This window comes from Mycolicibacterium sichuanense (genome assembly GCF_033741125.1).
Taxonomy (GTDB): Bacteria; Actinomycetota; Actinomycetes; order Mycobacteriales; family Mycobacteriaceae; genus Mycobacterium.
The window spans coordinates 25,551-50,901 of record NZ_JAWQPU010000017.1; the positions used below are offsets into that span (position 1 = coordinate 25,551).

Annotated in this window: 22 protein-coding genes; 7 read left to right on the forward strand and 15 right to left on the reverse strand. The window is 68.3% G+C overall.

Annotated features, from left to right (window positions below):
- Positions 1-124: 124 nt before the first annotated feature.
- Entirely contained in the window at positions 125-928 is an 804-nt protein-coding gene (locus SBI80_RS27590) for a transglutaminase-like domain-containing protein (RefSeq protein ID WP_318978304.1), read from the forward strand.
- On the opposite strand, the gene SBI80_RS27595 is transcribed toward SBI80_RS27590, so the two are convergent.
- From SBI80_RS27595 to SBI80_RS27625, 7 genes are all read right to left on the reverse strand, one after another.
- Entirely contained in the window at positions 925-1,941 is a 1,017-nt protein-coding gene (locus SBI80_RS27595) for an aminotransferase class IV (RefSeq protein WP_318978306.1), read from the reverse strand. The genes SBI80_RS27590 and SBI80_RS27595 overlap by 4 nt on opposite strands.
- 30 nt (positions 1,942-1,971) lie before the next feature.
- Positions 1,972-3,462, reverse strand: coding sequence for an APC family permease (locus tag SBI80_RS27600; RefSeq protein ID WP_318978307.1), 1,491 nt, complete (start codon positions 3,460-3,462; stop codon positions 1,972-1,974).
- A gap of 137 nt (positions 3,463-3,599) precedes the next feature.
- Positions 3,600-4,529, reverse strand: coding sequence for a LysR family transcriptional regulator (locus tag SBI80_RS27605; protein WP_318978309.1), 930 nt, complete (start codon positions 4,527-4,529; stop codon positions 3,600-3,602).
- Positions 4,530-4,550: 21 nt separating this feature from the next.
- Positions 4,551-6,740 (reverse strand): acyl-CoA dehydrogenase family protein, encoded by a 2,190-nt coding sequence (locus tag SBI80_RS27610; RefSeq protein WP_318978311.1) that lies wholly within the window; start codon positions 6,738-6,740, stop codon positions 4,551-4,553.
- Positions 6,741-6,804: 64 nt separating this feature from the next.
- Complete coding sequence (locus SBI80_RS27615; RefSeq protein WP_318978340.1) at positions 6,805-7,761, reverse strand: NAD(P)-dependent oxidoreductase; 957 nt, start codon at positions 7,759-7,761, stop codon at positions 6,805-6,807.
- A gap of 52 nt (positions 7,762-7,813) precedes the next feature.
- Complete coding sequence (locus SBI80_RS27620) at positions 7,814-8,956, reverse strand: alpha/beta hydrolase (RefSeq protein WP_318978313.1); 1,143 nt, start codon at positions 8,954-8,956, stop codon at positions 7,814-7,816.
- Positions 8,953-9,585: a TetR/AcrR family transcriptional regulator gene (locus SBI80_RS27625; RefSeq protein WP_318978315.1), complete on the reverse strand. Its 633-nt coding sequence runs from the start codon at positions 9,583-9,585 to the stop codon at positions 8,953-8,955. The genes SBI80_RS27620 and SBI80_RS27625 overlap by 4 nt, the downstream gene beginning before the upstream one ends.
- Positions 9,586-9,668: 83 nt before the next feature.
- Between SBI80_RS27625 and SBI80_RS27630 the strand changes: the two genes are divergently transcribed.
- Positions 9,669-10,253 (forward strand): VOC family protein, encoded by a 585-nt coding sequence (locus SBI80_RS27630; protein ID WP_318978316.1) that lies wholly within the window; start codon positions 9,669-9,671, stop codon positions 10,251-10,253.
- Here the strand turns inward: SBI80_RS27630 and SBI80_RS27635 are convergent.
- Positions 10,250-10,870 (reverse strand): TetR/AcrR family transcriptional regulator, encoded by a 621-nt coding sequence (locus SBI80_RS27635; protein WP_318978318.1) that lies wholly within the window; start codon positions 10,868-10,870, stop codon positions 10,250-10,252. The two genes, SBI80_RS27630 and SBI80_RS27635, sit on opposite strands and share 4 nt — an antisense overlap.
- 81 nt (positions 10,871-10,951) lie before the next feature.
- On the opposite strand from SBI80_RS27635, the gene SBI80_RS27640 reads away from it, so the two are divergent.
- The 4 genes from SBI80_RS27640 to SBI80_RS27655 all read left to right on the forward strand — a co-directional run bounded on the left by SBI80_RS27640 (position 10,952) and on the right by SBI80_RS27655 (position 15,149).
- The gene (locus SBI80_RS27640) at positions 10,952-11,833 is read left to right on the forward strand and encodes an oxygenase MpaB family protein (protein ID WP_318978320.1); all 882 of its coding nucleotides are present in this window, start codon (positions 10,952-10,954) and stop codon (positions 11,831-11,833) included.
- A gap of 20 nt (positions 11,834-11,853) precedes the next feature.
- Complete coding sequence (locus SBI80_RS27645) at positions 11,854-12,762, forward strand: class I SAM-dependent methyltransferase (RefSeq protein WP_318978321.1); 909 nt, start codon at positions 11,854-11,856, stop codon at positions 12,760-12,762.
- 138 nt (positions 12,763-12,900) lie between these two features.
- Complete coding sequence (locus SBI80_RS27650; RefSeq protein WP_318978322.1) at positions 12,901-14,163, forward strand: PP2C family protein-serine/threonine phosphatase; 1,263 nt, start codon at positions 12,901-12,903, stop codon at positions 14,161-14,163.
- A gap of 2 nt (positions 14,164-14,165) precedes the next feature.
- On the forward strand, positions 14,166-15,149 hold the full coding sequence (locus SBI80_RS27655) for a cobalamin B12-binding domain-containing protein (protein ID WP_318978323.1): 984 nt from the start codon (positions 14,166-14,168) through the stop codon (positions 15,147-15,149).
- On the opposite strand, the gene SBI80_RS27660 is transcribed toward SBI80_RS27655, so the two are convergent.
- Entirely contained in the window at positions 15,146-16,033 is an 888-nt protein-coding gene (locus SBI80_RS27660) for an amidohydrolase family protein (RefSeq protein ID WP_318978324.1), read from the reverse strand. The genes SBI80_RS27655 and SBI80_RS27660 overlap by 4 nt on opposite strands.
- Before the next feature lie 17 nt (positions 16,034-16,050).
- On the opposite strand from SBI80_RS27660, the gene SBI80_RS27665 reads away from it, so the two are divergent.
- The gene (locus SBI80_RS27665; protein ID WP_318978326.1) at positions 16,051-16,815 is read left to right on the forward strand and encodes a trans-aconitate 2-methyltransferase; all 765 of its coding nucleotides are present in this window, start codon (positions 16,051-16,053) and stop codon (positions 16,813-16,815) included.
- A 4-nt stretch (positions 16,816-16,819) separates the two neighbouring features.
- Here SBI80_RS27665 and SBI80_RS27670 read toward each other — a convergent pair whose 3' ends face one another.
- From SBI80_RS27670 to SBI80_RS27695, 6 genes are all read right to left on the reverse strand, one after another.
- Positions 16,820-17,737, reverse strand: coding sequence for an LLM class F420-dependent oxidoreductase (locus SBI80_RS27670; protein ID WP_318978327.1), 918 nt, complete (start codon positions 17,735-17,737; stop codon positions 16,820-16,822).
- Positions 17,738-17,809: 72 nt separating this feature from the next.
- Complete coding sequence (locus tag SBI80_RS27675; protein ID WP_318978329.1) at positions 17,810-20,038, reverse strand: MDR family MFS transporter; 2,229 nt, start codon at positions 20,036-20,038, stop codon at positions 17,810-17,812.
- A 99-nt stretch (positions 20,039-20,137) separates the two neighbouring features.
- Positions 20,138-22,009: a sulfate adenylyltransferase subunit CysN gene (cysC, locus tag SBI80_RS27680; RefSeq protein WP_318978331.1), complete on the reverse strand. Its 1,872-nt coding sequence runs from the start codon at positions 22,007-22,009 to the stop codon at positions 20,138-20,140.
- Positions 22,009-22,929, reverse strand: a complete 921-nt coding sequence (gene cysD, locus SBI80_RS27685; protein WP_318978333.1) for a sulfate adenylyltransferase subunit CysD — start codon at positions 22,927-22,929, stop codon at positions 22,009-22,011. Before cysD ends, cysC begins: the two co-directional genes overlap by 1 nt.
- On the reverse strand, positions 22,926-23,726 hold the full coding sequence (gene stf0, locus SBI80_RS27690) for a trehalose 2-sulfotransferase (RefSeq protein WP_318978334.1): 801 nt from the start codon (positions 23,724-23,726) through the stop codon (positions 22,926-22,928). Before stf0 ends, cysD begins: the two co-directional genes overlap by 4 nt.
- Before the next feature lie 76 nt (positions 23,727-23,802).
- Positions 23,803-25,164, reverse strand: a complete 1,362-nt coding sequence (locus SBI80_RS27695) for a sulfatase family protein (RefSeq protein WP_318978336.1) — start codon at positions 25,162-25,164, stop codon at positions 23,803-23,805.
- Positions 25,165-25,351: the final 187 nt, after the last annotated feature.

Sequence of the window (25,351 nt, forward strand, 5' to 3'; positions counted from 1 at the left end):
GTGCTGTCATCCGGGGTCGGCGGAGGAGGTTTGGGCCGAGCCGGCGCTGGGTAACGATGTGCCGACGCGCTGCGGTCGCCGCGTCATCTACCAAATCCAAATGTACGGAAAGACGCGGTGAGCGATGAGGCGCGAAGTCGGGGCGCAGCTACAGGTCGAGGTCTTCGACGAAACCACTCTCGAGTTCCAGATCGCGGTCGCGCCGCAACCGGGTGCCGAGGTGACCGAGTCGCTGTCATTCACGTTGAACGGCAACGAGATCGAGCCGATGGAGCTGGTCGGCCAGCACGGCACCCGCATCCACAAGTTCGATGCGGGCAAGGGCACCGTGCTGGCCAACTATTCGGCGACCATCATCGGCCAGGCCGACCCGGCGCCGATCACCGAGATCGACCTGTCGACCTACTTGCGGCCCAGCCGCTACGCCGAGGCTGACAAGTTCTACGGTTTCGCCGCAACGGAATTCGGTGAGTTCGCCAAGTCGGTGACGCTGCTGGAGAAGGTGTCGTCCTGGGTCGGCACGCGGTTGCAGTACGTACCCGGCTCCAGCGACCCGATCGACGGCGCCGCCGACACGGTGCTGGCCGGCCAGGGCGTGTGCCGCGACTACGCTCACCTGGTGGTGGCGCTGCTGCGCGCGCTGAACGTGCCTGCGCGGCTGGTCGCGGTCTACGCACCCGGCTGCTATCCGATGGACTTCCACGCCGTCGCCGAGGCGTACGTCGACGGGCTGTGGCGGGTCGTCGACGCGACGTGCCTGGCGCCACGGCAGTCGATGGTGCGCATCGCCACCGGCCGCGACGCCGCCGACACCGCTTTCCTCGACAATCACGGCGGTGGCATCAACCTCACCAGCATGAACGTCACGGCCTGGGTCGAGGGAATGCTGCCCGTCGACGACGTCAAGGACCTCGTCTCGCTCGGCTAGTACTCGATGGCCTCGATCAGCGGGCCCGGCTCGTCCATCAACGCCCAGAAGCGGTCTCGGATGGCGACGGTCATCGGTCCCGGAGCGCCGTCGCCGATGGCCTCGCCGTCGAGGGAGTTGATGGGGGTGACGCCACCCGCGGTGGTGACGGCCATCAGCTCGTCGGCGTCGTAGAGCTCGCGGCTGCTGACGTCGCGCAGCGTGGCCTCGATGCCCATCTGGTCGGCGAGTTCGAACACCGTCTTGCGGGTGATGCCCGGCAACGCATTTCGCGATGGCGAGGCCAGCTTGCCGTCCTTGACGATGCATACGTTGAAGCCTGGTCCCTCGGCGACGCAGTTGTCGGAGTCCAGCAGGATCGCGGTGCGGGCGCCGCGGTCCTTGGCCTCGAAGCTGGCCGCGGTCAGGTCACCCCACTGATAGTTCTTGATGGTGGGGTCGACGGTGTTGCGCCCCGCGCGGCGGACGTGGCGCGGCACGATCGCGGTGGTGCCGAAGATCTGCTCGGCCGGCGGGAAGGCCCACAGGTACGGGATGGCGTAGATGTACACCTGGTGGGTGAGCTTGTTGAGATCCTTCTCGCCCTTGCGCTTTCCGTAACCCCGGGTGACGGTCAGGTTGACGAAGGATTCGCGAAGCTGCGACATCGAGATGCACTTCTTGGTGATCCGGGCCAGTTCGTCCTTGCTCATGCCCGCGTCCAGTCGCAGCTTGGCGGCGCCGTCGAGGAGACGGTCGAGGTGGTCGCCGAGCCGGAACACGTTGCCGTGCCACACGTGTGCGACGGTGTAGGTCAGGTCGGAGTGTCCGAAACCGGTGTCGAAGATGGAGATCCGGGCCTCTTCGGCCGGCAAGTATTCCCCCTCGATCCACGCCACGCCGCCGGCGAAGGGGCTCGAAGTGTCGAGTTCGTAGTCGCTGTACTGGATCACCGAGCCGACGGGGGTGTCCTCGCGGATCGCACCGGGCTCGACGGCGACCAGGTTGCTACTGAGGCTGGTGGTGACGGTCATGGTACGTAATTCCTTTGCTGATACGGGTTTTCAGGACGAATGGGTCTTGGCGTAGTCCGGTCCGGCTTCACCGGTGGCCAGCCGCTTGCGCAATCCGGTGAGTGCCCAGATCGCGGCCAGCACCAGCAGCCCCGCGAACACGTAGCCGTTGCCGGCGAACTGCGGCAGGAAGATAAGCGCGGCACACACCAGGAAGAAGGCGACGAGAGCCACCACGGCGATCGGGATGCGGGCCTTGCCGAGGTCGAACGTTCCCGGCTCGCGGGCTGGGATGGTGCCGCGCCGGCTGGCGATCAACACGGCGATGGTTTGCAGGAAGTACATGGCGCAGACCGCCAGTGACGAGAGGCCGAGGATCAGGAAGAACGCCTTCTCGCTGACGAGTGCCGACAGCAGCAGGATGGTCGAGATCGCGAAGAGGCCGAGCACGGCGTAGGTAGGCGTGCGGTTCGACGAGGACACGTGCCGCCAGACGTGGGAGAACGGCAGCATGTTGTCGCGGGCCATCGAGTAGGTCAGGCGAGTCGCCACCAGAATGTTGGCCAAGATGCAGGCCATCACGTTGGTCAGGGCGACGGCGACGACGATCTTGCTGATCACCGGGCCGGCCTGCTGGGTGATGATCTCTTCGATCGGGGCGGCAGAGGCGGCCTGGACGGCGTCGGCGTCCTTGATCGCCAGCACGTAGACGACGTACATGCCGAACTCGATGACGATCGAGGCGGTCAGCGCGTAGAACATCGTGCGCGGGATGACATGGCGGGCGTTGACGGTCTCCTCGGCGATGTCCGCGCTGGCCTCCACACCGATCAGGCCGAAGAACGGGCCGAGGGAGGCGGCCAGCCAGGCCAGGACGTAGGGGCTGCTGCCGTCGGAGGTGCCGCCGGTGAAGAGCACCGAGATGGACTGGTGGTTGTCCGGTGAGGAGAAGGCGATGATGGCGACGAGGATCGTGGCGCCGACGGTGATGACGAACTCCAGGCTCACGCCGATGTTGTTGACCATCGTCGCGAACCGCACGCCGTAGAGGTTGATGAGCATGCACACGGCCATCACGCCGATGGCGACCAGGATCTGGGCGGTCTGGCTCATGTTCCAGCCGAAGAGGCTGCCGAGGTAGCCCGAGAGGATGAACCCGACGCCCGTCATGCCGCAGATCCATCCGGCGAGCGCCAGCACGCCCGTGAACCACGCCATCGTCGAGCCGACGAGGCGGCTGGTCCACTGGTATGAGTAGCCGGCCAGCGGGATCTTGGCCGTCAGATCGGCGGCGATCAGCGTCCAGACGATGAACACCGCGGCGGCGAGCAGCAGCGTCCAGACGAACGGGCCGCCCGCGGTGAAGTACCCCGCGCCGAAGCCGGTGAACACCGCGGTGGTGGCGCTGATGGTGGCGAACCCGATGGCGAACGACGCGAGCCGGCCGACCGAGCGGTCGAGTTTCTGGCTATACCCGAACTGGGCGAGCTTGGCGTCTTCGTCGTTGGCTGGTGGGGTGATGGGGGAGGCGGTGTCGGTCATCGAGTGCTCCAGGGATGGGTGAGGGAGAAGCCACGACCTCGTAGTCGAATGGTTCGAGACAACCCCACGTGGGAGTACTGGCGGAAGTTCCGAATTCTGATCTACTGATAACCGTTGGTTATGAGTGACTGCGGTTATCAGCTGTACGTCGCCGGCCGCTCCATCGACTGCCCCTCGTCGAAGCTCCACTCGTCGCGCACCTGGCGGATCAGCGCGGCTGCGTCCTCGCCCAGCCGGGCTGGATGCCACGCCAGCGCGGTGTAGCTGTGCCGACGGTCGACGATGGGTACGTACACGATGCCCTGCCGGTTGTAGAGCCGGGCGATGGACTCACTGGTGAAGCTGATTCCGAGGCCGCGGGCGATCGTCGTGGTCTCCTCTTCGTAGGTGGCGGCGATCGCGGCGATCGTCGGCGGGATGCCGTCGCGCGCATCCATCGCCATCCAGTAGTCCCGCCACCGGCCGGCGGTGCCCGGCGCGACGACGATCGGATCGTCGAGCAACTCGGCGATCCTGACCTCGCTGCGGTGGGCGAGCCGGTGATCCCTCGGCAGACAGGTCACCCACGTCTCGGAGTCCAGGATCAGCATCCGGTGCTCGGGCAGGTCCACGGGGGGCCTGATCAGAGCCACCTCGGTGGAGCCGTCGGCCAGCCCGGCCGTCGGATCGGAGAAGTCGAATTCCTTGGACTCGACGCTGATCTCGGGGTAAGCCGCCTCGAAGTGCCGGACCAGGCGGAACAGCACGTCGGCCCCGGTGCCGATGAGGTAGCCCAGCCGGATGCGCCGGTTGCGCCGGACCATCGACGCCAGGTCGTCGACCGCCGCGTCGACCGAGCGCAGGGCCTCCCGGACCGTCGGAAGCCAGGCCGCCCCCAGCTCGGTCAGCGCCACCTCGCGCGTGTTGCGGCGGAACAGGGTGACGCCGGTCTGGTGCTCGAGCTGCTTGATCGCCGTCGACAGCGCGGGCTGGGTGATGAACAGCCGCTCTGAAGCGCGTCGATAATTCAGTTCCTCGCCGAGCGCGACGAAGTACCGCAGCTGGCGAAGCGTGACGTCGGCGCTCACCCGCACCAGGGTGTCATGGCGTTACGGATCGCGCGGCAGTCCGAGCAGCCGTTCGGCGATGATGTTGAGCTGCACCTCGGAAGTGCCGCCGTAGATCGTGGTGGCTCGGCCGGCCAGCAGGTACTCAGCCCACTTGCCCGACAACTCGCCCTGGTCGCCGATCGCGCCGTCGGTGCCGAACGACGACACCCCGAACTCGGCGTAGCCCTGGCCGGTCTTCATCGACAGCAGCTTGCTGATCGCGGCCGCGGGCATCGGGTCACCGCCGGCCAGGGTCAGCAGCGTGGAGCGCATGTTGAGCAGCTTGGCGGCGTGGCCCTCGGCGATCAGCCGGCCCGCCTCGTTCTGCTCGATCTGGTCGAAGTGCCCGTCGGCGAGGAACTGGACGAATTGTTCGAGACTGGCCAGGAACGGCGGTTCGCTGCTGCCGATGGATACCCGCTCGTTGGTCAGCGTGTTGCGGCTGACCTCCCAGCCGCGGTCCACCTCACCGAGTACGAGGTCGTCGGGCACGAACACGTCGTCGATGAAGACCGTGTTGAACATCGCATTGCCGGTGAGCTCGCGTAGCGGCTTGACCTCGACGCCCGCACTCTCCATGTCGAGCAGGAAGTAGGTGATGCCGTTGTGCTTCGGCGCGCTCGGGTTGGTCCGGGCGAGCAGCGCACCCCACTTGGAGAACTGCGCGCCGGTGGTCCAGATCTTCTGACCGGTGATGCGCCAGCCGCCGTCGACCTTGGTGGCCTTGGTCGTCAGGCTGGCGAGGTCGGAGCCCGCGCCGGGTTCGGAGAACAGCTGGCACCAGATCATCTCGCCGCGGAACGTCGGCGGCAGGAAGCGCTGCTGCTGGGCATCGGTGCCGTAGGCGACGATCGAAGGGATGATCCATGCCGCGATGCCCATCTGCGGACGTTTGACCTGTCCGCTGGAGAACTCCTGGGCGATGATGATCTGCTCGATGGGCTGCGCGGCCCGGCCCCACGGCTTGGGCAGGTGCGGCTGCACCCACCCGCCCTCGGCGATGGCGGTGTTGCGTTCTTCGCGTGGAATCGCCTTCAGCGCAGCCACTTCCGCGCGGATTTCCTCGCGCAGCTTCTCGGTGTCGGGGTCGAGGTCGATGTCGATCGAGCGCATGCCGGTGGTCGTCGCGAGCGTGATCACCTGCTGCGGGTAGTCCGCGGCGCGACCGAAGCAGGCGGCGAGCACGATTGCGCGCCGGTAGTAGACGTTCGTGTCGTGCTCCCAGGTGAAGCCGATCCCGCCGTGCACCTGGATGCAGTCCTGGGCCCCGTGCTGGGCGGCGACCGGGGCGAGGGTGGCCGCCACGGCCGCGGCGAACTCGAAGTTCGAGTCGGTCTTGCCGGCCCGCACTTCGTCTATCGCCCGCGCGGCATCCCAGACGGCACTGGTGGCGCGCTCGGTCTCGGCGATCATGTTGGCGCACTTGTGCTTGATGGCCTGGAACTGTCCGATGGGGCGGCCGAACTGCTCGCGGATCTTGGCGTACTCCGCGGCGGTGTCGGTGGCCCACCGGGCGACGCCGACGCACTCGGCCGACAGCAGTGTCGACATCAGCGCACGGGCCAGCGGGCGGCCGAGGTTGGACAGCACGCGGTCGTCGGCGACCTCCACGGCATTGGCGCGCACGTGGGCCAGCGGGCGCAGCGGGTCCACGCTCTTGACGGGTTCGATCTCGACCTGGTCGGCGTCGAGCACCACCCATTCCTCACTGCCGTCGATGGACACGGGCAGCACCAGCAACGAAGCCTGGGCGGCGGCGGGGACGCCGCGAACCTCGCCGCGGATCACCAGGCCGCCGCCCTGGCGGGTGGCCGTCAGCCCGGAGTCGATGGCGTAGGCGCCGATGGTCTCACCGGAGGCGAGGCCCTCGAGCAGTTTGTCCTGCGGATCGTTCGCCGAGATCAGCGCGCTGGCTATCGCCGAGGGAACGAACGGGCCTGGCACGGCGCCGTAGCCGAATTCGGCAAGCACGATGGCCAGTTCGAGGATCCCGAAGCCCTGACCGCCGACGTCCTCCGACAGGTGCACGCCCGGCAGCCCCTGCTCGGCGGCGGCCTTCCAGTAACCGGGCGGGTTGGCGATCGGGGTCTCGAGCGCTTCGTGCAGGACCTCGGACGGTGCGACGCGCCTCACCAGGTCCCGGACGGAGTCGGCTAGGTCGTTGTGTTCGGAAAGGATCGCGATGGGCATGCGTGCCTCCTTTGAGGGCAACCTCTAATCAACCGGTGGGTTGGGACCGAGGGTACCCGGCGCCTCACTGGGACCTGATGGTGACCTCGGTCACCAGGTTCACCAAGTCCCGTCCATCGCGCAGCCGGCGGCAGTTGTCGACCCCCACCTCGAGGTACCGGCGCATGGTGTCGGCGGTGTACCAGGTGACGTGAGGCGTGACGACGACGTTGTCCAGTGTCAGTAGGGGGTTGTCCGGCGGCGTCGGCTCGACCGCGAAGACGTCGAGGCCGGCAGCGGCCAACCGGCCCGCGCGCAGGGCCTCGACGAGAGCCGCCTCGTCGACGATCGGCCCGCGTGAGGTGTTGACCAGCACCGCATCGGACTTCATCGCGGCCAGTCGCTCGGCGTTCAGCAGGGCCGAGGTGTGCTCGGTCAGCGGCAGGTGCAAAGAGACGATGTCGCACTCGGCAAGCATCTCGTCGAGAGGACGCCAGCCTGGGGTGCCGTCGTCGCGGGTGCTGGTGTGCAGGACGCGGGCGCCCATCGCGGCCACGATCGTCTCGACCCGCTTGGCGACGTTGCCGTAGCCAATCAGCCCGACGGTGCAGCTGCCGACGTCGCGGACGGTCTCGCCGAGCGTCGGGTCCGACGGCCAGCCGCGGCCTTCCCTGGTGGCGGCGTCCAGGGCCGGCAATCGACGCAGCGCGGCCAGCATCAGCAGCACCGTGCCCTCGGCCACCGACGGGGCGTTGGCGCCCGGCATGTTGGCCACCCCGATGCCCAGCCGCGTCGCGGCGGCCACGTCGATGGTGTTGACGCCCGCGCCCAGCTTGTGCACCAGGCGGCACCGGGTCGCGCGCTGCAGATCATCGCCCGACAGCGGACGCAGGACGTGCCAGATGACGTCGGCCTGCGGCAGCTCGCGCTGGAAGGTGGCGTCGTCGTCCTCCGCGCAGTAGTGGACGTCGAGCCAATCCGATTGGGGCGCTAGGAATTCGCGTACCTTGTCGCCCGGGGTGAAGTGGGCCAGTACGCGCACCGTCACCGCTTCTCCTCTCGCCGAGTGGGGACTTCGGCCACGCCGGGGTGGGTCACCGCCAGCGCTTCGCCACCCACTTGGCGATGGTATCGGCCTGCTCGCTGCGGGCGCCGGGCGTGGTGAAGTAGTGGTCGGTGTCCATGGAACAGAGGGTCTTGTCTTCACTGGCCAGCGCGTCGTGAATGCGCTGGGCGTCGGACGGGAAGACGCCGGTGTCCTGATCGGCGTTTATCACCAGCGCCGGGCAGCCGATGCGCGCCAGGTGGGGTTCGGCGCCGGTCTGGGCAGTCCGCAGGCTCCACATGCCCATCCAGTTGCGCAGCGTGCACGCCGCGGCGATGCCACGGGCGGACCGGTTGGCCCGCATCGGCTCACCGGCGTAGCAGGAGTTGGGCGGGCGGTTGGTTGGCTCGATCGTCGGATCGACCATGCGGGGATCCGCCCAGGTGCGCAGCACGGTGAACGGGCGGTCCGAGAATCCGGCTGCGCGAACGTGTTTCAGCTCGGCGGCGACCCAGTCGGTGATGGCGTGGTTACGGGCGATCTGCGCGGCGCGGTAGCGCTGCACGAAGTCCTGGGAGAACGGTGGGCCGTTGTCTTGGTCGAAGAGATCCAGGCTTGGGTCGGAGGCAATGGGATCGTTCTCGTCGATCACGGCCGCGTCCATCCAGGCAGTCAGCACCTCGGGCCGACCGGGGTGCGCCGCGCTGGCGACGTAACCGTCGGCGGGCAGTAGGTCGCCGAGGCCGGCGGCCGGGCGCATGCCGTCCAGGGGCCGTACGTGCGGGTCGACGGCCTGGGCCTGGTAGGCGGCCATCAGTGAACCGCCGCCCGAATTCCCCAGCAGCACGATGGTTTCCACGTGCTGTACCTCGCGCAGCCACCGCACCCCGACGCCGATGTCGACCAGGGCGTGGTCCAGCAGGAAGCTGCTCTCGAAACCGCGGAAGCGAGTGTTCCAGCCGAGGAAGCCGATCCCCCGGGTCGCCAGGTAGTCGGCGAGGTAGTGCTCGGAGAAGTCGATTTGATAGTGGGCGGCGATCATCGCCACCTTCGGTTTGCGGCCCACGCCCCGGTAGTAGATGCCCTGGCAGGGGTGCCCGCCAGAACCGGCACGCCGCGCGGTGGGGGAGTCCAGGCCGATGAATTCGCGGGTGACGCCCGGCGTGTGCGCCGCGGCCGCGTTCCTGGTCATGTCGGCGCCGTCTCGCGGTGGTAGACGGTCCGATAGAACACCCCGGCGAGGGTGGCGATGCAGGCGTCGTCGTCGACCGGCGCCGCGCCGTCACGGCCGCTGAGTTGCACGTAGCAGAACTGATTGAGCATCGACACCAGGGCCACTGCCACCAGGTGCGGATCGTCACCGGCCGAGAAGCCCTCGCGCTGAGCCTGTTTCACCATCGAGGTGACCAGAGCGATCGGCAACTCGCAGATCTCGGCCCAGTAGCGGGCGAAGTCGTCGTTGACCATGGCGAGCTGCGAGACGCCGATCATCTCGGCGAGCCGGTGCCGGTAGGTGTGCCAGTGCGCAGCAACCGCACGGTGTGCCCGTTCGCGGTTGGTGAGGTCGGGTTCCCCGGCTGCCCTGACGCGTTCCCTCGCCTCGTCGCGGAAGCGCACCGCCCACTGCCGCAGCATCGCCTCCTTGGAGTCGTAGTAGTTGTAGAACGAAGCGGTCGACCGGCCTGCCTCGGCGGCGATGTCCGCGATGGTGGTTGCCAGTATTCCCTTGCGCGCGATGACGACTCGCGCTGCGGCATCGATGGCGGCTTGCGTCTGTCTGCCGCGAATCGTGGGGAGTTCCTCGCGCGGGGCAACGGTCACTGGCGACCTCTCTGCAGATCCTGGCTCAGAACTGAATCTGATGTTAGATTCAGATTCGCACTTTGACCAGACGGAGTCGCATCATGATCAAGCCCGCGAACCGCAACGCCGAATTCGACCTGGGCGGCATCAATCACGTTGCCCTGGTGTGTGCCGACATGGCGAAGACCGTCGAGTTCTACAGCGGCATCCTCGGCATGCCGCTGGTCAAGTCGCTCGACCTGCCGGGCGGCATGGGGCAGCACTTCTTCTTCGACGCCGGCAATGGAGACTGCGTGGCGTTCTTCTGGTTCGCCGAGGCACCCGACGGCGTGCCGGGCATCTCGGCTCCTGCGGCCATTCCCGGCATCGGTGAGATCGTCAGCGCCGTCGGCTCGCTCAACCACCTGGCGTTCCACGTCCCCGCGGACGAGTTCGACGAGTACCGGCGGCGGCTGAAGGACAAGGGTGTTCGCGTCGGTCCAGTGCTCAACCACGACGAGAGTCCCGGCCAGGTGTCGGCCACCCTGCATCCTGGCGTCTACGTCCGTTCGTTCTACTTCCAGGATCCCGACGGCATCACCCTCGAGTTCGCCTGTTGGACCAAGGAATTCACGGTGGAGGGCGCGGTGACCGAGCCCAAGACCGATGCCGACCGCCGGCCGCCGGCCGTCACGGCCGGACGCTAAGTGCGGTCCAGGTCGCGGACTGCCAGTGCATCGACGATGCGGGTGATTCGGTCGACGAGGTGGTCCGGGGTCATCTCGACGTCACCGGCGACCCAGGCCGCGATGGTCTGTCCGACGCCTCCGACGACGAAGTGAGCCAGCGCCTTGACCTCGTCGTTGCGGGGGACTCGGTAGGCGGTCGTCACGTGCTCGCCGGACAGCAGCGCGAACACGCCGCCCAGCTCGGCGCGCTTGCGTGCCAGCACGGGGTGGGACAGCTGCGCGTCGAAGAGTAGCCGGCCCACCCTGGCGTCGTCGGTGATGACGCGCACGAGGTTGGCGATGCCCGCTCGGTTCTGCTCCTCCCGCGGCGCCGCGGCCACGGCGGCCTGAGTGGTCGCGGCGATGTCGGCGATGACCCAGTCGAAGACCGCGGCGACCAGCTGGTCCTTGTCGGTGAAGCTCTCGTAGAAGTACCTCGCCGTGACGCCGGCCTCACCGCAGATGGCGCGCACGGTTAGCTCGGCGGGGTGAGCGGCTCCACCGAGGAGTTCTAGGCCGGCCTCCAGAAGCCGGCGTCTGCGGTCGGCGATGCGCTCGCTCGCCTGCACGCCGCCGTACGGCCGCACCTTGCCCATGCTCCGATCTTGACACCCGTCAGGCGCCGGTGCAATATCTGGAAACACGTGTTATCAGATTTGCGGAACGGGGAGTGCGCAGTGGCCGCCAGTGACAGCGTCGTCGAGCGTCCGGTGAGCGCACCGGCCCGATCCCCTCGGCGTCGGGGCCCGGCCATCGCCGACGGGCTGCTCGGCATCGGACTCCTGCTCGGTCCGGCCAACGTGATCATGCAGCTGGCCAGGCCTGGCGTCGGCTATGGCGTCATGGAGAGCCGCGTCGAGAGCGGGCGGGTCGACCTGCACCCGATCAAACGGGCCCGCACCACGTTCACCTACCTGGCCGTGGCGAGCCGCGGCACCGAGGAGCAGAAGGTCGCCTTCCGTCGAGCGGTGAATCGGGCTCACGCCCAGGTGTTCTCCACCGACGCGAGCCCGGTGAAGTACAACGCGTTCGACCAGGATCTGCAGCTGTGGGTCGCCGCGTGTCTCTACAAGGGCGCAGTCGACTCCTACCGCACGTTCGTCGGGGAGATGGACGAGCGGACCGCCGACCAGCACTACGCCGAGAGCAGCACCCTGGGCACCACGTTGCAGGTACCCGCCGAGATGTGGCCGCCGACCCGGGCCGCCTTCGACGCGTACTGGCAGGAACAGCTCGCCAAGGTGCACATCGACGACGCCGTGCGCGAATATCTGTATCCCATCGCGACGAGCCGGCTCCGCGGCGTGAAACTGCCAGGCCCGCTTCGGCAGTGGAACGAGGACCTCGCCCTGCTGATCACCACCGGGTTCCTGCCCCAGCGCTTCCGCGACGAGATGCGGTTGCCGTGGGACGAGAGCCGGCAGCGCCGCTTCGACCGGTTGACGGCGGTGTTGCGGATCGTCACCCGCACCTCACCGAGGGTCGTCCGGGAGTTCCCGTTCAACGCCCTGCTCGTCGACCTGGACTGGCGCATCAGGACCGGCCGCCCTCTGGTGTGAGCCGGCGTAGGGTCGGCGGAGTGCGTACTGACGACGATTCCTGGGACATCACCACCAGCGTTGGATCGACCGCGTTGTTCGTCGCGGCGGCAAGGGCATTGGAGGCGCAACGGCCCGAGCCGCTGGCCCTGGACCCCTACGCCGAGATCTTCTGCCGCGCGGTCGGCGGCGAGTGGTCCGACCTGCTCGACGGCAAGGCGTCGGGCAGCCACGGCCGACAGCTGCTCGAGACGGACTTCGGTGGCCACTTCGTCTCCTTCCAGGGTGCGCGCACCCGGTACTTCGACGCGTACTTCGCCGACGCCGTGGCCGCGGGGGTGCGCCAGATCGTGATCGTCGCGGCGGGCCTGGACTCGCGGGCCTACCGGCTGCCGTGGCTGGACGCGACGGTGATCTTCGAGATCGACCAGCCAAGGGTCCTCGAGTTCAAGCGTGACGTGATGGCCGACCTGGGCGATTCACCGCGGGCCGATCGTCGGGAAGTGGCCGTGGATCTGCGGGAGGATTGGTCGCAGGCATTGCGGGACAACGGTTTCGACCCATCCATGCCAACGGCGTGGATTGCCGAGGGCTTGCTGATCTATCTGCCCGCGGCTGCTCAGGAACAGCTCTTCGTCGGCATCGACGCGCTGTCCAGTCCGGGCAGCCGGATCGCCGTCGAGGAGGGCAGGCCGATGCCGTCGCAGGTCTTCGAGGCCAAGCGGCAGGAGGAGCGCGATTCGGATCGGGCGGGCAGCTTCTTCACCCTGATCTACAACGAGCAGGTGGCACCGGCTGCCGAGTGGTTCGGCTCGCGCGGGTGGAATGCCACCCCGACCAGGCTGACCGACTACCTGAACGGGGTCGGTCGGCCCATTCCGGCCGACGATCCCGAGTCGGGTCCGATGGCGGACGCGAACAGTCTGGTCACCGCCGTCAAACGAGGATGACGCGGTCGTAGAGGCCGTGTACCGTCGGGAGAGGTTGAGATTCCAGCCCCGCCCACGGCGGCATCTCCCCGCGGTTCGTTCCGACGGTGGTGCCGGCGACGCCTCGACGAGGTTCAGGTAGACGATTTGGTCCGGTTGGTGACGAAAGACGCTGCATTCGACGTGCTTGCCGCGCGCGCTGAGCTCGCCGAGCAGGCACTGGATCTGTCCAGTTCGTTGAATCTCCGCCGGACCGCGCTGCGATTGCTGGTGCTGGTCTGCCCCCGGTTGGCCGAGTGGGCCACGCTGGTCATGCCGGACAGCACCAGTGGCGGGCTGACCTTCTTCGGCGGTGAAGACGCCACCTTCAGCGCCACCGTCTCGCGCAGTGCGACCGGCGGCACGGCGCTCGACCGCGTGCTGCGCAGCGGCCGAACCGATCGCCTGCACGTTGCCCCGGGTACCGGCTCGGCCAGCGTGCTACCCGCCATGATCCCGCATCCCAGAATGAGTGCCGAAGCCGCGCAACGCAATCCAAGCGAAGTGCTGGCGCTTCCGCTCAACGCCCGCGGTGCCACCCTCGGCGTCCTGGTCCTCATCCGCGACGGCGGTCAGGGGTTCGACGACGGCGAGGTCGGCTTCGCCGAGCACATCGCCGCACGCGCCGCGCTGGCCTTGGACTCCGCTCGGCTCTACGAGGAACGCGCACTCATCGCATCGGAGGTGTCGCACCGGATACGGCCGCTCGTCCTGCCCGAGATCGACGGCGTTCAGCTGGCCGCGCGGTACCGGCCCGCGGCCGAGCACTTCGACGTCGGCGGTGACTTCTACGACGTTCATGGTGCGGTCGACGACTGGGTGATCTCGCTGGGGGACGTCGCGGGTAAGGGAGTCGAGGCGGCCGTACTGACCGACCGGACCCGGCAGAGCATCCGCACGGCGGCGCACTTCGATCGCCGGCCCGCCGCACTGCTCGGTGCGCTCAACACCGTGCTGCATACGACGGTGTCGCACCGATTCGTCACCGTCGTCTGCGCTCGTCTGCGCCCTGGGCCCGACCACGTCGACGTCGAGCTGGCCGTGGCCGGACATCCACCCCCAATAGTGTTGCGCGCCAATGGTTCGATCTGTCAGATCGATGCCACGGGCCTAGCGGTCGGGTTGACGGCCGAGGCGCGGTACGAGTCGGTGTCCTTCCGTCTGGAAGAGGGTGACTCCATGCTGATGTTCACCGACGGGATCGACGAGGCACACGCCGAGTCCGGCTTCTACGGCCTGGACCGTTTGATGGCCCTGTTGCCGCCCTACGCCGGTGCGGCGCCAGAGGTGATCTGCGAAGCCGTCGAACGCGACGTGGTCGAGTATCTCGACGGTCGTCCGCACGACGACATTGCGTTGCTCGCCGTCACCTGCGGTAACTGACGTTGCCGCAGAACGATCTTCAGCGGTACGAGGCGGCGCTGGCGGCCGGGGACCGTGCGGCCGCCAGAAGGCTCGTCGAACGGCTGCTGGAGGCGGGCGTCGCGCCGGCCGAGGTCTTGACCGACGTCATCGCCGCCGCGCAGCGCACCGTCGGAATCCGTTGGCAGACCGGGGAATGGACCGTCGCCGAGGAGCACGCCGCGACGGCTCTCTCGGTGTCCTCGGTCAAGGTGGTCATGCAATACGTTCGCCGCACCCCGGTCACCAGGGGGCGGGTGCTGATCGCCTGCGCCGAGCGGGAATGGCATGCGTTGCCGGGCATGATCATCGAGTGTGCACTGCGCGCCGACGGCTGGGAGACCACCCAGCTCGGCGCTTCGACCACACCCATGCGCTTCAACCAGTACCTGCAGGACATCGGACCCGACGTGGTCGCGGTGAGCTGTTCGATGCTCGGCGCGTTGGCGACCACCAGACGGTTCATCGAGGCGAGCACCGCGGCTGGCGTTCCGGTGGTCGTCGGTGGGGCGGCCTTCGGGTGGGACGACCGCCGCGCGTCGGCGCTGGGTGCGACGGCTTGGGCTCGGGACGCCCGCGGTGCCGTGGCCGCCATGCGCGGCCTGCCCGCGGTCGTCGCGCCCGTGCCGAAGCTTCCCGGGGGGCCGTCCGGTGAGCAGGCCGCACTCGAACTCGAGCACCGCAATCTCGTCGCGGAACTGCATGCGCGCTGGTCGCCTGCCGCGGCGGCGGACGTGGATGACGCGCTGCACCAGATCCTGCACGCGGTATCGGCGGCGCTACTGACCGGCGATCCGCGCCCCATCTCGCACACCGTGGCGTGGATCGAGGAATTCGCGGGGCTACGCGGAATCGCTGCTGCCGAGGTGCGTGAGCTGGGGACGCTGGTCGCGGCCGTGCTGCGCGACTACCCGCAGGCGCGGGAGTTGGTCGATCTGCACTTCGCGGGCGGCTTGACCACCGACTAGGAGGGCGTCAGCCCGAACAGCTGGGCGGCGTTGTCGTGCAGCACGCCGCGCAGCCAAGCGTCGTCGACGCCGTCCTGCTCGGTCAGCACCCGGATCGCCTCGAGGTACCGGTACGGGATGTTGGGAAAGTCGCTGCCGAACAGAATGCGGTCGCCCAGCTCGACGAGGCGGGGGCGATCGGCAGCTGGAAACGGCATCGTCTCCTCGACGAACGGCGTGAAGGCCATCGTGGTGTCGAGGCGCACCTCGGGGTAGGCCTCGCACAGCTCCAGGAAGTCGCCGTACTCGGGCATGCCCATGTGTGCCACGATCAACCGCAACCGGGGATACCTGGCCAGTACTGCGCGGATTGGCTCGGGGCCGGTGTGCTTGCCGGGCTGCGGTCCCGAGCCGCAGTGGATGACCACGGGCGTGCCGGCGTCCTGCAGCACGCCCCACACGCCGTCGAGCAGCGGATCGTTCGGATCGTAGGCGCCGACCTGAACGTGTGCCTTGAACACCCGGGTGCCGCGAGCGATCGCGGCGCCGACGTAGGCATCCGCGCCAGGCTCGGGGAAGAACGTCGAGGTTGCGAGGCAGTCCGGCGTCTCGGCGGCGAACTGGGCGGCCCACTGATTCAGCCACTCGGCCATCAGGGGCTTGTGCGGGTAGATCAGGGAGGTGAACGCGCGCACCCCGAAACCGCGCAACGTGGCCACGCGGTCGGCTTCGCCGGATCGGTAGGTGATCGGCCATGTCCGGCCCACCAGCGGACCTGCGGCGTCGAAGTATTGCCAGACCTTGTCCATGACGGACTTGGGCATGAAGTGCGTGTGCACGTCCACGATCCCAGGCAGTTCCAACGCGTTCCACATGGCACGTACGGCCGTCGCCTCGTCCGTCATCAGACAGGATGGTATTCATGTGGAATCCCGACGTGTACCTGGCCTTCGCAGACCATCGCGGTCGTCCGTTCTACGACCTGCTGTCGCGGGTGGGTGCGGACTCGCCCCGTCGCGTGGTCGACCTCGGGTGTGGGCCGGGAAATCTGACCGCGACCCTGTCCGACCGATGGCCGGACGCAGTCATCGAGGCGGTGGACAGCTCCCAGGAGATGGTGGACGCGGCGCGCGGCCGCGGCATCGACGCGACGCTGGGGGACCTCGAGTCGTGGCGACCGGCGCCGGACACCGACGTCGTGCTCAGCAACGCGGCGCTGCAATGGGTGCCCAGCCATCGCGAACTGCTGGCCCAGTGGGCGGCGGAGCTTCCCGCCGGCGCCTGGCTCGCGTTCCAGGTGCCCGGCAACTTCGACGCGCCGTCGCACGCGGCGGTGCGCGAGCTGGCCAGCAGCCCGAAGTGGGTCGATGCCTTGCGCGACATCCCGTTTCGGGTGGGTAAGGTGGTCGACTCGGCGGCCGAGTATGCCGGCCTGCTGGCCGACGCGGGGTGCACCGTCGACACCTGGGAGACCATCTACGTCCACGAGCTCACCGGTGAACATCCCGTGCTGGACTGGATCACCGGCACGGCGTTGACCCCGGTGAAGGACGCGTTGGACGAGGCAGACTGGGAGCGGTTTCGCCGGGAGTTGATCCCGATGCTCGACGAACGCTATCCCGCCCGGCCGGACGGCCGGACGTTCTTCCCGTTCCGCCGGATCTTCGTCGTCGCGCGGATCGGCTAGGACATCACTTGGGCAGCAACGGTTTCAGTGCGTCGCCGATCGCGGCGACGGCACCCGGCACATAGCTGGGCATGTTGAACACGACGCCATCGACGCCGGCATCGAACACCCTCGTCTTGATCTGGTCGGCGATCGACTCGGGGGTGCCGATCACGGCGCGCTGGCGCCGGTCCTCGGGTAGCTGATCGAGGTTTGCGTTCTCGTCGACGATCACCGAGATGAGCGTGCTGGTGGCCAAGGTGGCGGGGTCGCGGTCGATCTTCTCGCAGTTGTCCTTGACGACCTGGATCTTGCGGGGCAGTTCGTCGAAGCCGGCGATGATGTTGAGGTGGTCGAAGTGCCTGGCCGCCAACGGAATCGTCTTCTTCTCGCCGCTTCCGCCGATCATCAGGGGGATGTGGTCGCGGAAGCGGGGCTCGGCCATGGCCTCCTGGGTGCGGTAGTACTTGCCGGTGACGGTGGGGCGCTCGCCGGCCAGCATCGGCAGGATGATCTGCAGGGCCTCGCCGAGCTTGTCGAATCGGTCGGTGAAGGTGCCGAACTCGTAGCCCAGCGAGTCGTGCTCGAGTTCGAACCAGCCCGCACCGATGCCGAGGATGGCGCGCCCGGCGCTGATGACGTCGAGGGTGGTGATGGCCTTGGCCAGCAGGGTGGGGTTGCGGTAGGTGTTGCCGGTGACCAGGGTGCCCAGTTGGACCTTCTCGGTGGCGGCGGCCAGTGCGCCAAGGGCGGTGTAGGCCTCCAGCATGGGTTGGTCGGGGGTGCCAAGGCCGGGCAGTTGGTAGAAGTGGTCCATCAGGAACACCGAGTCGTACCCGGCGGCCTCGGCCTCGCGGGCCTGGGCGATGACGGTGGGGAAGAGTTCCTCGACCCCGGTGCCGTAGGAGAAGTTCGGGATCTGGTAGCCGAGTTGAAAGCTCACCCGTCGAGCCTAGCCAGCCCGCCGGGGGACCGGAACGCCCTTTCGCTGCGTGCGAACGCGGGAATACACCGATCACCAACCCCTTCCACCGCGCGGTGGCTCGGGCGGCCGCGGTGTGGGACCGGGGGGCGGCCGAAGGCGGGTGGTCGGTGGATCGCTCGGTCTTGGGGCGGGACCGCGCGGCCCCGCCATGGGCGGTGGCGGCGGCGGCCGCCGCGGCGGCTGAGGCGCCCTGCGCGGTGGACGCATCCGCATCGCATGCGTCGCGTCGTTGCTCCAATCTCGTTGCACCATCACACTTTGTGCGATGCGCTCCATCGCGTCACCGACCTGGCGAGGATCGGGCGGGGTCTGCATGCCCGAGGACTGTGCGAGCTGGCGGGTGAGCCAGTCGACCATGCCGCGCCGTACGAAGTCGACCTGGTGCGCGCCCGTCTTGGTCAGCCAGAAGACGTCTCCGCTGCGCTCGGCGAAACCGGTCGCGACGAGTCGGTCGAACGCCGGTTGCAGGATCTCCCACGGGACGCGGACGTTGTTGGCGATGTCGCTGGACCTGGCCTGCCCCGCGGCCTGCCCGAATCGGTAGACCTGAAGCAGTGCCCACAACCGGCCGACGTCGAGCGTGCTGTCGGGGCGTTGCGCCAACGCGCGCAACTGCATCCCGGAGCCCTGCTTGATCAACCGGCCGACGGCGTTCTCCAGCAGCTGGTCCGGCGAGTCAGTCGTGGGCATCGCGAAACCCTCGCCGAGGTCGACGGCCGTGCTGACGTCGTTGTTGCGCAACGGAACCTGCTTGAGCAGCAACGCCAACACGAACCCGACGATCGCCACCGGGGCCGCGTAGAGGAACACCTGATCGAGCGCGTCGGCGTACGCGGACGCGATCGGGGCAGCCATCTCGGGGGACAACGCGTGCAGTGCGTCCGGGGACTGCGCTGCCGCGGCCGGGGCGCCGCTGCTGGCAACGGCGTCGGCGAGCGGATCCTTCAGGAAGTTGTTGAACAACGAACCGAACACGGCCGCACCGAACGAGCTTCCGATGGTGCGGAAGAACGTGACACCGGAGGTCGCGACGCCGAGGTCGGCGAAGTCGACGGTGTTCTGCACGATCAGAACGAGCACCTGCATGCACATGCCGATGCCCGCGCCCAGGATCACCAGGTACAGCGACTGCTCCAGGGTGGACGTGTCCGGTCCCATCCGCGACAGCAGTACGAAGCCGATGGCCATCACGGCCGTGCCGGCGACGGGGAAGATCTTGTACTTGCCGGTGCGGCCGACGATTACGCCGCTGCTCATCGACATGGCCAGCAGGCCTAGCACCATGGGCAGCGTGTGCAACCCGGAGGTCGTGGCCGACACGCCATCGACGAACTGCATGAACGTGGGCAGGAACGTCAACGCTCCCAGCATCGCGAAGCCGACGACGAACGACAGCGCGCAACACACGGCGAAGACCGGTTCCCGGAACAGCCGCATCGGCAGGATGGGTTCCTTCGCGCGCAGTTCGACCATGACGAAGGCGATGATCGCCACCACCGAGCCGACGAACAGACCGATGATCATCGCCGAGCCCCACGCGTAGCTGCTGCCACCCCAGCTGGTCGCCAGGGTGAGCCCGGTGGCACCGAGACCGACCAGCACGATGCCGGCGTAGTCGATGACCGGGCGCTCCCGGCGACCCAGGTTCGGGATGGCGATGACCGCGACGATCAGCACGACGACGGCCACCGGCACGTTGATCCAGAACGCCCAGCGCCAGCTCAGGTGGTCGGTGAAGAACCCGCCGAGCAGCGGGCCGATCACCGTCGTCACGCCGAAGACCGCACCGAGGGCGCCCTGGTACTTGCCGCGCTCGCGCAGCGGGATGACCTCGCCGATGACCGCCGTCGCGGTGACCATGATCGCGCCGCCGCCGATGCCCTGCAGCGCCCTTGCCGCGACCAGCATCGGCAGCGACCCGGCGAGGCCGCACAGCACCGACCCCGCCATGAAGAACAGCACCGCCGCGATGAAGACGGGCTTGCGGCCGAACAGGTCGCCCAGCTTGCCGACGATCGCCGTCACCACCGTCGACGCCAGCAGATAACTGGTGACCACCCACGCCTGGTGTCCCGCGCCGCCGAGGTCGGCGACGACGGTCGGCAGCGCGGTGGCCACGATCGTCTGGTCCAGCGCCGCCAGCAGCATCCCCAACAGCACGGCGACGAAGATCAGGTTGCGCTTCGGCACCGCCACCTCGGTGTCACCGATGGCCGTCCGCCCCGTCGGGTGCGACGGGTCCGTCGTCGTTGCCGTCATACCTCGTCCTCGCTCGACTCCGGGCGGCAGTGCTGCGCCCGTCGGCATGGATACCCGCCGACGGCGGATTCCCACCCGATTTGGTGAGTCCGGCTCCGGTTATGCGCCGTCGCGGCGCGCCTTGAGGACCTCGAGCACCCTGGCCACCAACTCGTCGAGATCGGCTTCGGTGGTGTCGAGCACCAGGTCGGGGTTCTCCGGCGGCTCATAGGGGGCGTCGACGCCGGTCAGCCCCTTGAGTTCGCCGGCCCTGGCCTTGGCGTAGAGCCCCTTGGGGTCGCGCTTCTCGCACTCGGCGAGCGAGGTGGAGATGTGGACCTCGACGAACGGCAGCTTGGCCGCCTCGCTCAACGCGCGGGCGATCTCGCGGTCCGATTTCAACGGGGACACCAGCGACGCCAGCGCGACCACGCCCGCGTCGGCGAACAGCCGGGTGAGATGGCCGACGCGCCGGATGTTCTCGGCCCGGTCGCCCGCGGTGAACCCGAGGTCGTCGGACAGTCCGTGCCGGATGTTGTCACCGTCGAGCAGATACGCCACGTCACCCGATTCCACCAGCGCGCGTTCCACCGCGACGGCCACCGTGGACTTGCCCGAGCCGGGCAGTCCGGTGAACCAGATGGTGGCCCCCCGCTGCCCGGTGGCGTTCCAGCGGTAGTCACGGTCCAGCGACGACGGGTGCCACCGGATGTCGTTGCGGGCGTGATTGCCCGGCTTGACCTCGCGTGGCTCGAGGATGGTGCCGGCGCCGATCGTCTCGTTGGACGTCTCGTCGATCAGGATGAACGCACCGCTGTCGCGGTTGTCGGCGTAGCGGTCGGCGATCACGACCGAACTGGTGCGCAGGGTCACCTCGCCGATGTCGTTGAGCGTCAACTCGACGGGGTTGTCGAGTTCGTCGAGGGTCTCGGGGTCCAGCCGGGTGTGCAGCGCCTGCACGGTGGCCCGCACCGTGCGGCTGGTCTGCTTGAGCGCCACCCGGTCACCGGCGCGCAGGGGCGTCTCGGTGAACCAGCAGACCGTCGCGTCGAGTTCGCGGGCCAGCACCGGCAGCGCCGCGTCGTCGGCACCGCTGACAAACACGTCGCCACGGCCCACGTCGATGTCGTCGGCAAGTTCGATCGAAACCGACAGTGGCGCAACGGCAGTCGCGCGGTCGTCGTCGAGGGTGTCGACGGCTGTGACGGTCGAGCGGGTACCCGCAGGCAGCGTGACGATCGGGTCGCCGACGCTGACCGTGCCCGCCGAGAGGCGCCCGGTATAGCGGCGGCGCTCGTCGGCGACGGGTCGCGACACCCACTGGATGGGCAGCCGCAACTTCGACGCCTCGGGCTGCGGCGCCGAGAGCTCGATTCCCTCGAGGTACTCCAGCAGCGTGGGCCCGGTGTACCAGTCGGTGTTCTCCGAGCGGTGCACCACGTTGTCGCCGTGCTTGGCCGCGATCGGGATCACCGACAGCTCGGCACCGCCGAGGCGGGCGGCCATCTGCTGCAGTTCGCCGGCCACCTCGTCGAACCGCTTCTGGTCGAAGTCGACCAGGTCGATCTTGTTGACCGTCGCCACGAAGTGCTTGATGCCCAACAGCTTTGCGATCCTGGCATGCCGACGGGTCTGCCGCAGCACGCCTGCGCGGGCGTCGACCAGCAGGATCGCCACGTGCGCGTTGGAGGCGCCGGTGAACATGTTGCGGGTGTAGCGCTCGTGGCCGGGGGTGTCGGCCAGGATATAGCTGCGCGACGCCGTCGAGAAGAACCGGTAGGCCACGTCGATCGTGATGCCCTGCTCGCGTTCGGCGCGCAGACCGTCCGACAGGGCCGCCAGATCGGCCACGCCCTCCTCGTCGGTGACGGCCTCGAGGTGGTCCAGCGGCAGGCTGTCGGTGTCGTGCATCAGCCGGCCGATCAGCGTGCTCTTGCCGTCGTCTACCGATCCTGCCGTGGCGATCCGCAGCAGCTGGCGGGTGGTGCTCATCAGAAGTACCCCTCACGCTTGCGGTCTTCCATCGCGGCGACCGACGTCCGGTCGTCGGCGCGGGTCTCGCCGCGCTCTGACACCGTCGCTGCCGAGATCTCGGTGATGACGCCCGCGATGTCGGTGGCGTGTGACCGGACGGCGCCGGTGATGGTCAGGTCGCCGACGGTGCGGTAGCGCACCCACTCCACCGCGGCGGTCTCCTCTGCGGTCGGCTGGACGTACTCCGAGACCGCCAGCAGGATGCCGTCCCTGGCGACGACCTCGCGCTCGTGGGCGAAGTAGATCGACGGCAGCTCAAGGCCTTCCAGCTCGATGTAGCGCCAGATGTCCAGCTCGGTCCAGTTGCTCAGGGGGAACACCCTGACCTGCTCGCCCTTCTTTATCCTGCCGTTGTACAGCGACCACGGCTCGGGCCGCTGGGCGCGGGGATCCCATTGGCCGAACTCGTCTCGGAAGCTCAGGATGCGCTCCTTGGCCCTGGCCCGCTCCTCGTCGCGGCGGGCCCCACCGAAGGCAGCGTCGAAACCGCCCGCGTCCAGCGCGTCGAGCAGCGTGCGGGTCTGCTGCCGGTTGCGCGACGCGCCGGGCCCCGGGTCGGGCACCCGGCCCGAGTCGATCGACTCCTGCACCGAGCCGACGATCAGCTTGTGCCCGTGCTCGCCGAGCCGGCGGTCGCGGAACTCGATGACCTCGGGGAAGTTGTGGCCGGTGTCGACGTGCAGAACGGGGAAGGGCAGCGGCGACGGACGAAACGCCTTCTCGGCCAGGCACAGCAGCACGATCGAGTCCTTGCCTGCCGAGAACAGCAGCACGGGCCGCTGCAGCTCGGCGACCACCTCGCGGATGATGTGCACCGATTCGGCCTCCAGGAGGCGCAATTCGTCGACGTGGGTGTCGTCCCTCGTGGCAGCCGTCATACCGGCAGACCCTCCTTCTCCGCGTCCGCGCGGTATCGCTCGACCCATTCATCGGACCGCTGGTCGGCCTGCCTCTGCAGCACCGGCGCCGGCGCAAGCCGCGGGTCCAGACCGAGCGCCTCGAGAACCGTGCCGACGACCTCGGTCAGGTTTCGCCACAGCACGGGATATGAAACGTCGATGGGCTCGATTCCTTCCTCGGCGAACCAGGCGCGCCAGGCGGTCTCCTGATCACGCAGCATCTTCACGACGTGGGCGATCGCCTCGGCGTGATACTCGGCGCGGCCGTCGCGCACCGGATCTGGCCTGCCGCGCCACACCCTGGTCTGCACCGCGCGCCAGAACGACACCGCCTGGGACACCACGTCGGGCCGGTAGACGTGGACCAGGACGGGGTCGGAGCCGACGACGTCGCGGATCGCCGAGAGCAGGCCGGTGCCGGACCGGTCGGGCAGTCCCGCCGCCCGCTCGGTCAGGAGCGGGGTCTGGTTCCACATCAGCTTGCCACCCCAGACGCCGTTCGGGGTCCGGCCGACGGTGCGGATGTAGTCCCGCCAGATCTCGGGCGGCGCGAGGTCGGGCTTGCCCTCGTCCAGCGGATCCAGCAGCCGCAGGATCGACTCGTCCTCGACGCCTTCGAACCACTGCCGGGGCTGTGGCGACATGCTGGTGGTCGGCAGGTATTGGAAGAACTCCTGCGGCTCGCCCGCCACCCCGGTGGCCCTTAGCGATTCGACGAGCAGGGTGCTGCCACTGCGTTGCGAGGCGAGCACCAGGTATGCGGACGGCGCGGGCATGGCGAGAGCCTAGCCGGACGGAAATGGCGTTGCCCAGTCACCGGTCGGATGACGATTCGAATCCTCACGAGCACAACTATTGTGGCGTTCTGACCGCATCGTCGATGCCTCGTCCGGCCGCCAGGGCTGACCTACTAGGAAGCTGAATTGCGTTGATGTACATGTACGTTTCGGTGTATCTAGCCGAGATCCGGGTGCCGGCGAAGTCCGAGGGGATGACGTCGTTGGTCTTCATCCGCCAGTCGTTGAGCAGCAGCGCCAACTCGTTCGCGGTGGCCTCGGCTTGGGCGCTTGACGCCCCGAGCAGCAGGTTGTTCCGCTCGGTCGGATCGGTGCGCAGGTCGTACAGTTCCCGGCTCGGACGCGGTGCTGCGTTGGCGGCTTCCACCGCTCTTCCCGGTGCGCTCTCGGCGATGTCCAGGGGCAGGTCGAGCATGGGTCGCACCGCGTAGTTCTCGATGTAGCTGTGGTCCTTGGTCCTGATCGCGCGAATGGGATCGAACGAATCGTGGTAGGTCTTCATCGTGTAGACCTCCCGGCGCACCGGCTCGGACCGATCCTGCCGAAGGGCATCGGCGTGCGACATGCCGTCGACCTCGTCGGGGATGGGAACGCCGAGCAGCTCTAGCAGGGTGGGAACCAGGTCGACCCCGCTGAAGAGCTCGTCGTAGATGCGGCCGGCGGTGCCGTGCCGCGTCGGCGGTCGCACGATCATGGCGATGCCCGTGCCGGCGTCGTAAAGCGTCGACTTGGCCCGCGGGAGGGCAGGACCGTGGTCGGTCATGAACACTACCCAGGTCGAGGCATCCAACCCCGTCTCGGCCAAGGTGTCCAGCAGCCGGCCGACCGCGGCATCGGCGACGGCGATCGAGCCGTAGAAGTCGGCGAGGTCCTCGCGGACGTCGGGCAGGTCGGGTAGGTAGTCGGGCAGCTCCACGGCCCCGGGGTCGGCGGGTTCGTAGCGTTCGTGGGGGTAGGGCCGGTGGGTCTCGAAGAACCCCGCGGTGAGCAGGAACGGGGTCGCCGGCGGGTGCCGCAACCAGTCCGCCGCCCGTTCCACCACGTACTCGCAATACGAATTGGACACGTCGAACTCGGTGAAGCCCAGCCGGCTCGGGAACGACGTCTCGTGCTGCATGCCGAACAGGGCCGTGTACCAACCTGATTCGCCGAGCAGCTGCGGCAGGGTCTGGACGCCTGCGCGATACTCCCAGCCGTGGTGGGCCAGCCCGACCAGCCCGTTGCTCTGCGGATAGCGACCGGTGAACAGCGATCCGCGCGACGGCGAACACAGCGGCGCGGTGGCGTGGGCCCGGGTGAGCAGAATGCCCTCGGCGGCCAGCTGGTCGAGCCGTGGGCTGCTCACGTCCGTGTGGCCGTAGGCGCCGAGATGTCTACCAAGGTCGTGCCAGTGCACGATGAGCACGTTGTCGGTCATCGTTGATACACGGAACAGGGTTCTCGGCGAAACGGCAACCGTTGCGCTCGTGACGACGCGTGTCAGCCACGCCCCGCGGCGCCGCTGACCTGGGTCAGGCTGCGTTGGGCTGCTGTCCCTGTTCGTCCTCGGGTGGGGCGAGGAGGCGTTCGGGGTGGTGGTGGTAGTTGATGCGGGCTTGCCCGAT